Origin of the sequence: Faecalicatena faecalis (genome assembly GCF_012524165.2) — a bacterium.
Classification (GTDB): Bacteria; Bacillota; Clostridia; order Lachnospirales; family Lachnospiraceae; genus Faecalicatena_A; species Faecalicatena_A faecalis.
This window is the reverse complement of sequence record NZ_JABACJ020000001.1, coordinates 372,182-386,446: the sequence shown is the minus strand read 5'-3', so window position 1 is coordinate 386,446 and position 14,265 is coordinate 372,182. Positions and strand designations below refer to the sequence as shown.

The 14,265-nt window shown below is 46.1% G+C and carries 10 protein-coding genes; 7 read left to right on the top strand and 3 right to left on the bottom strand.

All coding sequences use genetic code 11. The features are described 5' to 3' along the window. Positions 1–4 precede the first annotated feature (4 nt). A complete protein-coding gene (gene uidA, locus HGO97_RS01775; protein WP_216238813.1) occupies positions 5–1,822 on the bottom strand; it encodes a beta-glucuronidase in 1,818 nt (605 codons plus the stop codon). A gap of 196 nt (positions 1,823–2,018) precedes the next feature. Between uidA and HGO97_RS01770 the strand changes: the two genes are divergently transcribed. Continuing rightward, a complete protein-coding gene (locus HGO97_RS01770) occupies positions 2,019–3,305 on the top strand; it encodes a helix-turn-helix domain-containing protein (protein WP_216238812.1) in 1,287 nt (428 codons plus the stop codon). A gap of 76 nt (positions 3,306–3,381) precedes the next feature. Further along, positions 3,382–5,649: a glycoside hydrolase family 2 protein gene (locus HGO97_RS01765; protein ID WP_216238810.1), complete on the top strand. Its 2,268-nt coding sequence runs from the start codon at positions 3,382–3,384 to the stop codon at positions 5,647–5,649. 63 nt (positions 5,650–5,712) lie between these two features. On the opposite strand, the gene HGO97_RS01760 is transcribed toward HGO97_RS01765, so the two are convergent. Further along, entirely contained in the window at positions 5,713–7,473 is a 1,761-nt protein-coding gene (locus HGO97_RS01760; RefSeq protein WP_216238808.1) for an ABC transporter ATP-binding protein, read from the bottom strand. 1 nt (position 7,474) lies between these two features. Beyond that, positions 7,475–9,211 carry an ABC transporter ATP-binding protein gene (locus tag HGO97_RS01755; protein WP_216238806.1) on the bottom strand — a complete coding sequence of 579 codons (1,737 nt, stop codon included), beginning with the start codon at positions 9,209–9,211 and terminating at the stop codon, positions 7,475–7,477. Between the two features lie 288 nt (positions 9,212–9,499). On the opposite strand from HGO97_RS01755, the gene HGO97_RS01750 reads away from it, so the two are divergent. From HGO97_RS01750 to HGO97_RS01730, 5 genes are all read left to right on the top strand, one after another. Next, positions 9,500–10,201: an ABC transporter ATP-binding protein gene (locus HGO97_RS01750; RefSeq protein WP_216238804.1), complete on the top strand. Its 702-nt coding sequence runs from the start codon at positions 9,500–9,502 to the stop codon at positions 10,199–10,201. A gap of 1 nt (position 10,202) precedes the next feature. Next, positions 10,203–11,945, top strand: coding sequence for an efflux RND transporter periplasmic adaptor subunit (locus HGO97_RS01745; RefSeq protein WP_216238803.1), 1,743 nt, complete (start codon positions 10,203–10,205; stop codon positions 11,943–11,945). A gap of 28 nt (positions 11,946–11,973) precedes the next feature. Beyond that, positions 11,974–13,212 (top strand): ABC transporter permease, encoded by a 1,239-nt coding sequence (locus HGO97_RS01740; protein ID WP_216238800.1) that lies wholly within the window; start codon positions 11,974–11,976, stop codon positions 13,210–13,212. Between the two features lie 70 nt (positions 13,213–13,282). After that, positions 13,283–13,660, top strand: coding sequence for a hypothetical protein (locus HGO97_RS01735; protein WP_216238798.1), 378 nt, complete (start codon positions 13,283–13,285; stop codon positions 13,658–13,660). A 75-nt stretch (positions 13,661–13,735) separates the two neighbouring features. Continuing rightward, a complete protein-coding gene (locus tag HGO97_RS01730) occupies positions 13,736–14,251 on the top strand; it encodes a GNAT family N-acetyltransferase (protein ID WP_216238796.1) in 516 nt (171 codons plus the stop codon). Positions 14,252–14,265: the final 14 nt, after the last annotated feature.

The window sequence follows — 14,265 nt, the reverse complement described above, 5'->3', positions numbered from 1 at the left end:
CTCATTATCCTTTATAATCAACCGGCAGATTCTCCCAGCGTTCTTTCAGTTTATAAGCAATATCCTTCGGCTGTCTCTGCCTTGTGAAGATTCCCTTTTTATTGCCGTTGACACGCATGATTCCTTCTGTTGTCTGGAAATCGGCGAAGTTCCAGATCTGCTCTCCTTTGATAAAGTCAAAGGAATCGAATACCTCATTCGTCATCTGCAGATATTCATTCTGATATTCCTGGCTCCACATAACAGAAGGCAGCTTATGCTCAGACACCAGTGTATCCGCGCCATACTCTGTGAAGATGAACGGTTTGTTCAGGTTCATTGCCTTCCAGCCTTCCATCTCCTGAATCATCATCTCTCTGGCATCACATATCTCATGGCCGCCCTTTACATACCATCCATAGTAACGGTTCAGTGCGACAATATCGCTGAACTGATGGCATTTGCAGACACCCGGTACGGAATTCATGACAAGTGCAAAGGTGCGGGGACGTTTCTGCACATCCAGCTCGTGTGCCTTATCAAATACTTCCTTAAAGTAAGGAACAGCCGCTTCGCTCGTTGTCTCAGGCTCATTCAGAAGGCTCCATGCGATTACGCTTGGATGGTTCTTATCTCTTGCGATCATTTCCTCCACTGCATGCAGATGATTTTTCAAAAGGATTGGGGTCGTATCTTTTTCAAAGAATGCAGTTTGCTTACCTGTGCTCGCCTCCATAAAGTTCATCAGACTCTCAAACAACCCAACTGCCGGGACTTCATCAATAATCAGGAAGCCTTCACGGTCTGCCATCTTATAGATTTCCTCGCTGTATGGATAATGGGAGGTTCTAAAGGAGTTCGCTCCGATCCATTTCATCAGCTCGAAATCACGTTTCATCACTCCAATATTGAATCCACGCCCTACGATGTCGCTGTCCTCATGCTTTCCGAAGCCTTTCAGATAAACAGGCTTCCCATTCAGAAGGATACTTGTATCCTTGACTTCTACTGTACGGATACCGATCTCTTCTTCATATTCATCCAATACCTGTGATCCTTCCATGATCCGGACCTGCATACGATAAAGATAAGCATTGCGCACTTCCCACAGATGTGCGTCCTTCACTTCCAGAACGCCTTCTTTTCCCTGAGCACGCGCAGCCACATTTCCGTCTTCATCGACCAATGTCACCTCTACATGATGCTCTCCTGTAGTCGCGATCTTGTAAGAAACCTTTGCATCCCTTCCGCAGATTTCATAATCTGTTGTAATGTCAAATACATATTCCTGTGGTACTGCCATCAGATATACACTTCTCTGAAGACCGGAATAGTTATAGAAATCAAAGTATGGCTTTGCCATTTTCTTTCCATTCGCTAATGTAACTGTCGTACCGACCGGGATATTTGTCACTCTTAATTCATTATTTACTTTTACGACAACTTTATTCGGCATGTTGTAACGAACAATGTCAGTCACATCTGCTGTAAATGGAAGAAAACCGCCTTCATGTTCCGTTACCTTGACACCGTTTACGAAAACCTCGGCTCTGTGGGTCGCACATCCAAAACGTACGAACACCTTCATGCCTTCCCACTCGCCCGGGATGAACATTTCCTTCTCATACCAGAAGTCTCCGGCATATTCACGGATATCCTTTTCTGTGTAGAAATCCTGGAAACTTGCAGGTACCGGAATCTGATCAGGCTGCGGCAGTCCCTCGCACCATCCTGATGTAACTCCTTCTTCCTTCCAATCCAACTGAAAGTTCCACATTCCATCCATGCACACAGCTCTTCTGGATGCTGTTGTCTTCGGATACAGCATTGAATACTCTAACATAATGAATCCCTCCTTTTTTGTATTGGTTATTTTAAAGTCATTTTTAAATATCAGTGAGTAAAATTTTTGTCAATATCCGTCTTTTTTTTATCACCCTTTGAAATTAGTGAAAAATAATACGACAAAAGCAGATAATATTACTATTATTGGTAAGACTAACTTGTTAAAATAGAATTACAATATAAGGAGGAATTCTATGCATTACGAACCAGAATTGATGTTTTTTAGGAAACTATTGGAAAATTTTCATTTAAACAGTAACATACTCGATGCAGCCGCCGATGTAGTTCCCGAGTTTGACTTAGGCCTCAGACGTCTGCTCTTTTCTGAACCCGACTACTTTTACCTTTTCCATGAATCATTAAAAGATTTAAAATCCAATATCGTCTACTGCGTCTCTGATGAATATCTGTGCAGCTATATTTTCTTTCAGCTTCCAGAAACAGAGCAATATCTGATCATCGGGCCTTATACCCGCTCAGATCATCCGCTGCGGGTAGTCACAAGCTGTGCGGAACGTCTTTCCATTCCTGCACGCCTGCTTCCGCAGCTTGAAAAATATTATACGGACCTTCCCTTCATCGCGGATGAGTCCACATTGTTAGTGCTGGTCAATACCTTTGGCGAACAGATATGGGGAAGTATGGATTGTTTTTCATTTGAGACCACAGAACGTACCATTCCCCGGAACAGCGACTCTCTCGCTATGCGCCCGGAAAATTATGAGCCGGAGGATGCATTTCTAAGTATGCAGATCCTGGAAGAACGGTACGCTTCTGAAAATCGTCTGATTCAGGCTGTCTCACAGGGACTGGTCCACAAGGCCGAAATGATGGTGACCAACTATTCCAATCAGGGAATCGAAGACCGTATGGCCGATCCTGTACGCAATATGAAAAACTACACCATCATCCTGAACACACTGCTTCGAAAAGGCGCCGAGGCTGGAGCCGTACACCCTCTGCATATTGACAGCCTGTCGACTAAATTTGCAAAAAAGCTCGAACTGATCAATTCTGTGGAATCTGGATATGCCCTGCATCAAGAAATGGTTCGCAAATACTGTCTGCTTGTAAAAAATCATTCCATGAAAGGATACTCCCTCCTGGTCAGAAAGGTTCTTACCAGGATCGATTACGACCTGACTGCGGATTTGAGCTTAAAAGCCCAGGCTGACTTTTTAAATGTAACGGCAAGTTATCTCTCTACTTTATTTAAGAAGGAGACCGGTATGACACTGACCGAATACGTGAACCGCAAGCGGATCGAGCACGCTGTCTTCTTATTAAATACTACGAAGATGCAGATACAGACCATTGCCCAGTACTGCGGAATCCCAGATGTCAATTATTTTACAAAAACCTTTAAAAAGTATATCCAGCAGACGCCAAAAGAATACCGCGAGAACGTATCTCCTTACTCGGCACAGAACTATTCGGATGATGGACAGGAAAACAACAAAAAATTATACGAAATTGTATAATAATTCTACTCACCGCAATTTTTAACAAATGTTACAATGACAACATAATATAATGAAAATAATTGGAGGCTGTTATATGAGAAATGTATACAAATTAGAAAACGATTGGTTCTTTACAAAGGAACCACAGGATCAGGTTCCTGCTGCCCCTGGACAAAATTGGGAAGCAGTTACCCTTCCCCATTGCTGGAACCGCTACGACGGACAAGACGGCGGTGCAGACTTCTACCGTGGAAAATGCTGGTATGTCAAAAATCTTAAGCTGCCGGTATTAAAACCAGGCACACGCATCTATGCGGAATTCCTCGCGGCTGCCTCTTCCTGTGAAGTCTATGTAAATGGGCAGAAAGCTGCTACTCATGAGGGCGGATACAGCATCTTCCGTGCAGATATCACCTCATATTTAAAGGATACGGATAATGTACTGTCTGTCATGGTCAATAACCAGCACCAGGATCAGATCTATCCGCAGATGGCAGATTTTACATTTTATGGCGGACTTTACCGCGGCGTAAATCTGATTTTCGTTCCTGAGACACACTTTGACCTGGACTACCATGGTTCCCAGGGAGTGACTGTATCTTCTGAAATCACAGGGGATAAACAGGCAAAACTGACACTGCATGCCTATGTTAAGAATGCAAAGGAGACAGACCAGGTTCTTTTTACCATTTACGATCAGGAAAAGAATATCGTAGGTTCCATCACACGCCCTGCAGCAGAGGATACTTTTGCTGAGGTACTTCTGATGGACCTGCATCTGTGGCAGGGAGTTGAAGACCCATATCTGTATACCGTAGAAGCGATTCTGTCGCGTCACAACGAAGTACTGGACGAAATGCAGGTAAGACATGGTTTCCGCAGTTTTTATGTGGACCCGCAGAAAGGCTTCTATCTCAATGGTATCCTCACACCTCTGCGCGGTGTTTCCCGCCACCAGGACCGTCTGGACATTGGTTATGCCCTGACCTACAAAGAGCATTTAGAGGATGCACAACTGATCAAAGAGCTGGGTGCCAACACGATCCGTCTGGCACATTATCAGCACAGCCAGGACTTTTATAATATCTGTGATGAGATGGGCTTCATCCTCTGGGCCGAGATTCCATTTATCTCCTCCATGAATCCGTTGCCAGAGGCTCATCAGAACTGTATCAGCCAGATGACCGAACTGATCAATCAGAATTATAACCACAGCAGTATCTGTTTCTGGGGAATTTCCAATGAGATCACGATCGGGGAATCCAATCCGCAGCTCGTGAAGAACTTAAAAGAATTGAACGCTCTCGCACATAAACTTGATCCATCACGCCTCACCACGATGGCACAGGTCTCTAATCTTCCAATGGAGGACGAGCAGAACCAGATTACAGATGTACTCAGCTACAACCACTACTTCGGATGGTATCAGGGTGAGCTCACTGATAATGAAAAATGGCTGGATGCCTTCCATGCAATGCATCCTGACCGTGCTCTTGGAATTTCCGAGTATGGCTGCGAAGGAATCATTACCTATCACAATGATGCACCAAAAGCTGGAGACTACAGTGAAGAATATCAGGCTCTCTATCATGAACATATGGCAAAGATCATTGATGAGCGTCCATGGCTGTGGGCGACCCACATCTGGAATATGTTCGACTTTGGATGTGATGCCAGAGATGAGGGCGGTGTAGCAGGAAGAAATAACAAAGGCCTCATGACCCTGGACCGTAAGATCAAGAAGGACATCTTCTACCTTTACCAGGCATACTGGAGTAAGGCACCTGTCCTGCACATCTGCAGCAAGCGTTATGCAAAACGTACTCAGGATATGATTTCTGTGAAAGTCTACAGCAATCAGCCGGAAGTAGAATTGTACGTGGACGGCGTATTTGTTGAAAAGAAACCTGGCAGCCATGTATTTGTATTTGAAAATGTGGCTTTAAAGGATGGCTTTACTTCCATCACAGTGAAAGCCGGGGCTTCTTCAGACACAGCATGCTTTGAAAAGGCTGCAGAGCCTTATGCACCTTATGTACTCATAGAGGACGAGTCCAACACAGGTGTTACGAACTGGTTCGACAATGTGGATATGACAAAGGCACAGCCGATGACCTTCAACGAGGGCTATTTCTCAATCAAGGACCAGATGAAAGTGATTCTGAAAAATGATGAGGCAAGTACCGTACTTGTGAACGCCATCAGCAGTCTTATGGGAATGAAGCTCAAAAAATCCATGCTGGCAATCATGGGAAGCCAGACCTTAGAAGGGCTCGCAGATAAAATGCCTGCAAAAGAAGGAATGAATGTGGATGCGATCATGTCCTACATCAATACAGAATTGCAGAAAATTGCAAAATAATCTTGTAAATAAATCAAAGACATCCCCTCTGCCGTCGGTAAAATCCGGCAGAGGGGATGTCTTTTAATGTGCGAACTGGCTTTCATACAAATTCTTGTAGAAACCGCCTCTTTCTAGTAGTTGTTCATGCGTACCCTGTTCTATGATATTTCCCTCTTTCATGACCAGAATGACATCAGCCTGCCTGATCGTGGAAAGCCGATGAGCTACGATAAAGCTGGTCCGGCCCTCCATCATTCTCTGGAAAGCTTCCTGGACTTTTATCTCGGTCCTGGTATCTATGGAGGAAGTCGCTTCGTCTAAAATCAGCATAGGAGGAAGATTCAGCATGACCCTGGCAATACACAGAAGCTGCTTCTGTCCTTGGGAAAGATTGCCTCCTTCCTCCTGGATCTCAGTGTCATATCCATCCTTCATCCTTTTGATAAAGCTATGAGCATGAGCGGCCTTGGCTGCTGCTATGATATCCTCCATCGGAGTACCCGGCCGTCCATAAGCGATATTTTCTGCCACGGTCCCTGATTTTAACCAGGTATCTTGAAGCACCATACCGTAATTTGCCCGCAGACTGTCTCTGGTCACCTCACGGATATCATTTCCGCTCAGAATGATCTGTCCGGCATCCACATCATAAAACCGCATCAACAGATTGATCAGAGTAGTCTTGCCGCATCCGGTCGGTCCTACGATTGCAATCTTCTGTCCTGGTCTGACATTCAGATTCAGGTGTGTCAAAAGAGGCACTTCCTTCTTATAAGAAAAAGATACCTCCTCAAGTCTTAAGCTGCCGTCTGCCTGCCCCATCTCAACGGCATCCTCAGAATCCGGGATTTCCGGTGTCTCCTCAATAAAATCAAAGACCCGTTTTGCACAGGCAAAGGCATTCTGCAGCTCTGTGACAACGCTGGAAATCTCATTGAACGGCTTTGTATACTGGTTGGCATAACTTAAAAAGCAGGAAAGCTGTCCCACCGAGATTGCTCCGCCCATAGCCGTAAATGCGCCCACAATTCCTACGCCTGTATAGACCAGGCCGTTGACGAACCGCGTACAAGGATTCGTGATGGAGGAAAAGAAAATCGCTTTTAAGCTGACCTTCTGGAGCTTTCTATTGATTTCATCGAAACGTTCTAACGCCCTGTCTCCATATCCAAACGCCTGTACCACCTTCTGGCTTCCCACCATCTCATCCACCAGGGAGGTCATCTCTGCCCTTGCCTCGGACTGCGCCTTGAACATGGTGTAGGTCCTTTTCGCAATAAAGCTTGCCACGAACAGAGAGATCGGTGTAATCAGAATGACTACCAGCGCGATCTTCACATTGATAGACAGCATAAAGATCAGTGTCCCTAAAATCGTCACCACACCTGTAAACAACTGTGTAAATCCCATGAGAAGCCCGTCTGAGAACTGCTCTACATCTGTAATAATCCGGCTGATCGTCTCTCCATACTGATGACTGTCAATATACTTTAGCGGCAGAATCTGAAGCTGTGCGAAGGCACGCGTTCTTACGTCTTTCACCACCCTGTAGGTAATGGTATTATTGCACAGGTTCATCAGCCACTGTGCCACACTTGTAATCAGAATGACGACTGCAAGTATTTTTAAAATATAGAATATAGAATCGAAATCTACCTTTCCTCTTTCAATTACATAATCTATCGCATTTCCGGTCAAAATCGGTGCATATAGTGTCAGCGCCACCGAGACAACGGCAAATACAAGAGAGAGGATCAGATAGTGCATATATGGCTTGATCAGACGCAGGATTTTTCTCGTTGTCTGATCTTTTCCTGCAGTCTTTCCATTTTGTCCTGACATCTTAGCGCACCTCCTCTTTTGAAAGCTGAGAATAACAGATTTCCTGATATACTCCACAGGAATTAAGCAGCTCCTTATGCGTTCCAAAGCCTGCCATCCTGCCGTCTTCCAGAACAATGATCTTATCCGCATACATGATGGAAGCCGCCCTCTGGGATACGATAAATACGGTCATTCCCGGTGTATCTTCAAGCAGAGCCTTGCGAAGCCTGGAATCAGTCGCAAAATCAAGTGCGGACGCACTGTCATCCAGAATCAAGATCTGCGGACTGCGGACCAATGCCCTCGCAATTGTAAGGCGCTGCTTCTGTCCGCCGGAAAGATTTTTCCCGCCTTCACTGACCATGGTATTAAGCCCCTCTGGTTTTGATTCTACGATTTCCAGAGCCTGTGCTGTTTTCAGGGCATTCCTGATTTCATCGTCTGTTGCATCCGCTTTTCCCATCTGCATATTCTCCCGGATCGTGCCGTGGAACAGAACGGCTTTCTGTGGAACGACACCCGCCTTTTCCCGAAGCTCATGCAGCTTCCATTCTCTTACATCCATCCCATTGACAAGGACCTGTCCTGCATCTACATCATAAAATCTGGGAATCAGGTTCACCAGGGAGCTCTTACCGCATCCGGTACTTCCAATAATTCCGATGGTCTCACCTTCTGCCGCTGAAAATGTAATATCAGAGAGTGCCGGTTCCTTACTGCCCTGATAGGAAAAAGTTACATTCCGCATTTCTACACGGGGCACAGATTTCTCTTCTTTCTTTTCACTGGCTCCACCTTCGCCATCTCGAATTCCCGGTACCAAGGCAAAGACCTCATTGATTCTGCCCGCCGATGCCACGGCTTTCGTAAATGATACGATCAGGTTCGCCAGTGCCACCAAAGCTAAAAGGATCTGCGACATATAGTTTACGAGCGCAATCACCTCTCCCTGGGTGATCCGCCCCGTATCTACCGCGCTGCCTCCGTACCAGACGACCGCAATGATGCCCAGGTTTACAAGAACATAGGTCAGCGGATTCAATAAGGCCGAAATCTTACCGACGAGCTGCTGGAAACGCATCAACACCGTACTCTTCTCCTCGAATTCCACTTTTTCCCTCTCCTGCGTCCGAAATGCCCGGATGACCCGAATACCGGCCAGATTTTCCCGGGTAGAGAGCAAGACCTCATCCAGGCTTTTCTGTACCTTCTTATATAATGGAATCGTCAACATCATGATTCCATAGATCACAACAGCCAGAAGCGGCACTGTGATCAAAAAGATGAACGCTGTCTTAACGTCAATCGTAAATGCCATGATCATCGCTCCCACAACAATGAACGGAGAACGCAGAAACAACCTTAGCACCAGGTTCACCCCGGATTGTACCTGGTTGATATCACTTGTCATCCGCACCACGAGCGTAGAGCTTCCTGCCTGGTCAATCTCCGCATAGGACAGCTCTCCGATATGCTGAAACAGCGCATGTCTCAAGCCTGTGCCGAATCCCACAGCCGCCTTCGCCGCAAAGTATTGTGCGAGCAATGAACAACTCAGCCCCAGCACACCAAACGCAACCAGCACCACCCCCATCTTCCATATATAAGGCACATCCTGGTTCTTGATTCCCACATCAATAATCTGTGCCATGATCAGAGGTACGATCAGCTCGAACGTCGCCTCCAAAAGCTTAAACAGCGGCCCGATAATACTTTCTTTCTTATAGCCGCTTAAAAATGGCAGTAATCTTTTCAATTTTATTCCCTCCATCTGCTGCATTCACATTTTCATCTCATCAAGGAAGTCCCGAGAAGGATTCCAAATATCCACTTTGACTATTGTAACAGAGGAAAGCAGGGCTGTAAATAATCGGAATTTTTCAATCGGAATTTTAAATATAAAACTTACGAATAAGTTCTTGACTTTTCACTCTCCTAGGCATATTGTATTAGTTAAGTAATACAAAGTGTCATTTTACACTCTTACTTATTAAGAAGTATTCTCCTATTAGGAATGCTTTACTAAAACTTATGGAGGGATTATATGGAACCACTCATTAAAGTTGAGAACATACATAAGATTTACAATCCCGGCGAGAATGAAGTCCGTGCCCTGGACGGCATTGACCTCGAAATCGGGAAAGGGGAATTCGTAGCGATCATCGGACATTCCGGTTCCGGAAAGTCTACCCTGATGAATATGCTGGGATGCCTGGATGTTCCAACCTCGGGAAATTATTTTCTGAATGGGCACGATGTTTCAAAACTGACAGATAACCAGCTTTCCGATATCCGCAATAAGGAAATCGGATTTATCTTCCAGGGATTCAACCTAATCGCGAACCTGGACGCTGTCGAGAATGTAGAGCTTCCGCTGATCTACCGCGGGCTTGGCAGGCAGAAGCGGCGGCAGATCGCAGTGGAGGCCTTGAAGAAGGTCGGCCTTGGCAGCCGTATGAAGCATAAGCCAAATGAGCTTTCCGGCGGTCAGCAGCAGAGAGTCGCCGTAGCACGGGCAATTGCCGCCCAGCCGCCCATTATCCTGGCAGATGAGCCCACTGGTAATCTGGATACCAAGTCCACTACCGAGATCATGGAGATCTTAAAGGGACTGCACAAGGGTGGGCGCACCGTCATCATCATCACTCACGACGACGATATTGCCCGACAGGTGAAACGGGTCGTCCGTATCATAGACGGACGGATTGAAGACGATTATCTAAATGAAGAAAGGGAGGGAGCATGATATGTTTTCCAAAAAGAAAAAACAACAGGATGAAATTTTAGACACAATTGACACAGATGCAGACGGAGATGGCCAGTCTTTTGACCTGGAAGATGATGCCGCCTCCAAGCCCCCTAAGAAAAAGCTGCCAGGATGGGTGATTGTACCGATTGTTGCTGTTTTTATCGGAGCCATTGTACTTGCCTCCCAACTCAGCAAGGACGGGAATAAATCTCAAAATACGACCCTTCAGGTCACCACCGTATCCAACGGGAATATCAAGGAGGTCTATAATGCCAGCGGCAAGATCGAGAGTGAAAATACAAAGACATATTACTCTCCTGTCACGGCCCCCATTTCCAAATGCAATGCGGTTGTCGGAGATCCGGTCAAGGCCGGAGATGTTCTGATTTCCTTCGACACTACCAATCTGGAGCGTGATAATCAGCAGGCTCAGTTGAATCTCCAGTCAAGCCTGAACAACTCTCAGGCTGCGATTGCTAAGAATGCCCAGGCTATCGATGCCGCGAATGCTGCATCTGCCCAGGCGGCAGAGCAGGCCAACAAGCTGGCTGACAAAGTGAATGACCTGGCCGCACAGATGGAAACTGCAAAAGCACAGATGGACAGCGAATCACAGGCTGCACAGAGCACCATCCAGGCAAATCAAAAGGAACGGGAAAAGCTTAAGGCAAAGATTGAACAATTCAACGCTGTTATGGCAGAACAGAAGAATCTCATGGATACACTTGCAATTAAATTAGAAGCGCTGGGTGAAAAAGCAGCCATCATTGAAGCCAAAGACGCTGCCAGCCGTACACCGGAGGAGCAGTCACTTTTAGATACCTATAACCAGACGAATGATGCCTATAAGGCTGCACAGGACGCATATACAAAAGCTGAGGCAGATGCCCAGAACACAACGGACCAGCTCAATCAGATCGTTGATCCCGAGATCAGTGACGCAGGATATGCTGAACTCAGCGCCAAATATGATGCTGCTTATGCTGAATGGGAAGCTGCCTACAACGCTGCCACGGCCCCGTCCGCAGACACTGGTATGACCTCCGCTGAAATGGCGAACTTAGACATCAGTGACAACCTTGCGGAGCTCTCCGCCCTGACACCGGCCGAATTAGTCGCTAAGGGAAAAGAAGGCATGAAGGCAGATATGGACGGAGTCATCGCTTCTGTTGATGTACTACAGTCCAACGCTGCTACACAGGGAATGGCAATGTTCACCATCGCCAGCACAGAAAAGGTCCGTGTAAAGATTGAAGTTTCTCCAGATGATTACGAGAAGATGAAAGTCGGAAATAAGGCGACGATCACGATCGGTGATTACAAGTACCAGGGAACCTTAAAGAAGGTCAATAAAATTGCCATCGAGAATGCCAAAGGGAATCCGGTCATCGGCGCTGAAATCCACATTGACAATCCTGACAAGAATATCTGCATTGGTGCTACTGCCAAGATTGCCATGACCGTTTCCGAGGCGAATGACGTACTTGTTGTTCCAACAGAGGTCATCAACACCTCTTCTGACGGTGATTTTGTATATGTCATTGAAAACGGTACTGTCCTGAAAAAACCAGTTGAGCTTGGAACCGCCTCCACGACTCAAATCGAGATAAAGAGTGGATTAAAAAAAGGTGACAAGGTCGTCAACGATCTCAATGTAGATATCAAAGAGGGAATGAAGGCCGTTGCAGCAGAGAAAACAGACTCCAATACTGATACTGCTGCCGATACCAAGAAGGAATAGCCTGATTGTAAAGAAAAGAGGACATAAAATGGGACAATTTTTAGAATACGTAAAAATGGCTCTTGATAATATCCGTTCCAATAAAGGCCGCTCCTTTTTAACGATGCTGGGGATCATCATCGGAATTACTTCCGTAGTCACGATCGTTTCCATCGGAAACGGGCTGAAAAAAGATGTTGTGGATGCCTCCAATGAGCAGAACAATACCGTGACTGTTCAGGCCAATACAGAAGAGGTCTCTGACCCGAACTGCATTACAGGAGACGACATTACATTTTTAAAGACTACACTCAGTGATTCTGTCCAGAGTGTATCTGCCTCGACCACGACCATCGGCTCCATTACGACCCGCAAGGGCAAGTTCGATGCCTATGTCGTACTGACCACGCCAGATTATGAAAATGCGCAGTATACCGATCCTCTGGTCAAAGGAAAATATTTTACAGACAACGATGTAGCAAACAGCAATATGGTCTGTGTCATCAATGAGCTGACCGCCCTTTATTTATTCGGAAATACGGATGTTATAGGTATGAGCATCGAACTTCAGGTCGACAGCAGCATCCAAAATGTACTGATTACGGGTATCCGCGAGACCAGTGAAGAAATGATGGAGGCAGAAAAGCAGTACCTTGCCATGGGTATGGATAAAAGCATCAGCCTGGAAATGCCTTACACCGTTTCCAACGCATTTGGAAATCCGGTGGACGGTTTTCCGGCCGTCTCTATCACGGCGAATGAAAAAGACCAGGCTTCCAGAGTGGCAAAAAATGCAGTACAGGTCTTGAATTCCAGACATCAGAATTTAGGAGACACACCATTTATCCAACAGAAGCCTATGGATTTTTCCGATATGTTCGGTACGATTATGGACGGGGTAACGGCATTCGTTGCACTCGTTGCTGGAATCTCCCTGATTGTAGGAGGAATCGGAGTCATGAATATCATGCTCGTATCCGTAACAGAGCGGACACGGGAAATCGGTATTCGAAAGGCTCTCGGAGCCAAGACCGGCTCCATCATCGCCCAGTTTTTATGTGAATCCGCAATCATCTCTGGCATGGGAGGCATCATCGGAATCATACTGGGTGCAGCGCTCACCGCACTGATCACCGCGCTCGGTATCGGAGGAATCAAAGCCCAGCTTTCCTTCCCTGCTATCCTGGTGGCTACGATTTTCTCCTGCAGTGTAGGAATCATATTCGGAATCTATCCGGCCAGAAAGGCTGCCAGACTCAGCCCTATTGAAGCACTCAGGCGGATGTAGCGCTGGCAGTCCAGGCGGATATTTTATAACCAAAAACAATTAATTAATCATGAAAGAGGAGGGTTTTATCATGAAACAAAAAAGCACGATGTTAAAAGTAATTTCTATCCTTTTAATTATATTCGGAGGTTTAAGCCTGATTTCCGGCATTTACTCTATCGTAATGCGAGGTGTGATTGAAAAGACTGCAGCTTCATTAGGTATCGCCATACCATCCACACTATCCTATGTCCTGACATTGGTAGGAGCCTTTGTATTCCTTGCGGCTGGAATCATAGGTACACTGTATAAATCCAAACAATCCGTACTGATACTCGGAATCATTCTTGCAGTATTTGAAGTCTTCAATATCGTTTACGCGACCATGACCGCTGGATTTGCACCATTAAATCTGATTGCACTCATCTGGCCTTTATTATACCTGTGGGGATGGTACCAGTCCAATTAAGGAACTAAGAGACACGATTCACCAATCCGCCGGCTCTTGATCGGGCCGTTTACAGCGGAGAAAAGGAGGAAACAAATGAGTAATTCCAACATTATTTACCGCAGAGCACTTGTAGAGGACGCCGAGAAAATTGTTGCTTTTTACAATTTCGTCGGCGGAGAAACGACCTATCTCAGCTTTGAGAAGGATGAGTACCCACTGAATGTGGAGGAACAGATCGCGTCTATCAAAGCCCTGGAGGGCAATCAGACCAACATCATGCTTATGGCAATGGACGGGGATGAGATCGCTGGAATCGCAACGATCAATTCCAGCCACAAGATCAAGGCACGGCATGAAGGCGAGCTCGGCATCGTAGTTGCCAAAAAATATCAGGGCCAGGGAATCGGCACCGAGCTGATCACACAGTTGATCGACTGGGCCCGCGGGAATGGTGTCACTACCCGCATCCGTCTGGATACGAGGGCTGATAATCCGAAAGCAGTCTCTTTATATATGAAGTTCGGTTTTATCGTAGAGGGCTGCTGCCGCAATTCTACACTCCTGAACGGACAATATTATGACCTTTATATTATGGGGATGATGCTTTAAGCCATCGAGCACCA

Coding starts and splice junctions, on each gene's coding strand:
- uidA (WP_216238813.1), bottom strand. CDS start 1,822: ATGTTAGAGTATTCAATGCTGTATCCGAAGACAACAGCATCCAGAAGA.
- HGO97_RS01770 (WP_216238812.1), top strand. CDS start 2,019: ATGCATTACGAACCAGAATTGATGTTTTTTAGGAAACTATTGGAAAAT.
- HGO97_RS01765 (WP_216238810.1), top strand. CDS start 3,382: ATGAGAAATGTATACAAATTAGAAAACGATTGGTTCTTTACAAAGGAA.
- HGO97_RS01760 (WP_216238808.1), bottom strand. CDS start 7,473: ATGTCAGGACAAAATGGAAAGACTGCAGGAAAAGATCAGACAACGAGA.
- HGO97_RS01750 (WP_216238804.1), top strand. CDS start 9,500: ATGGAACCACTCATTAAAGTTGAGAACATACATAAGATTTACAATCCC.
- HGO97_RS01745 (WP_216238803.1), top strand. CDS start 10,203: ATGTTTTCCAAAAAGAAAAAACAACAGGATGAAATTTTAGACACAATT.
- HGO97_RS01740 (WP_216238800.1), top strand. CDS start 11,974: ATGGGACAATTTTTAGAATACGTAAAAATGGCTCTTGATAATATCCGT.
- HGO97_RS01735 (WP_216238798.1), top strand. CDS start 13,283: ATGAAACAAAAAAGCACGATGTTAAAAGTAATTTCTATCCTTTTAATT.
- HGO97_RS01730 (WP_216238796.1), top strand. CDS start 13,736: ATGAGTAATTCCAACATTATTTACCGCAGAGCACTTGTAGAGGACGCC.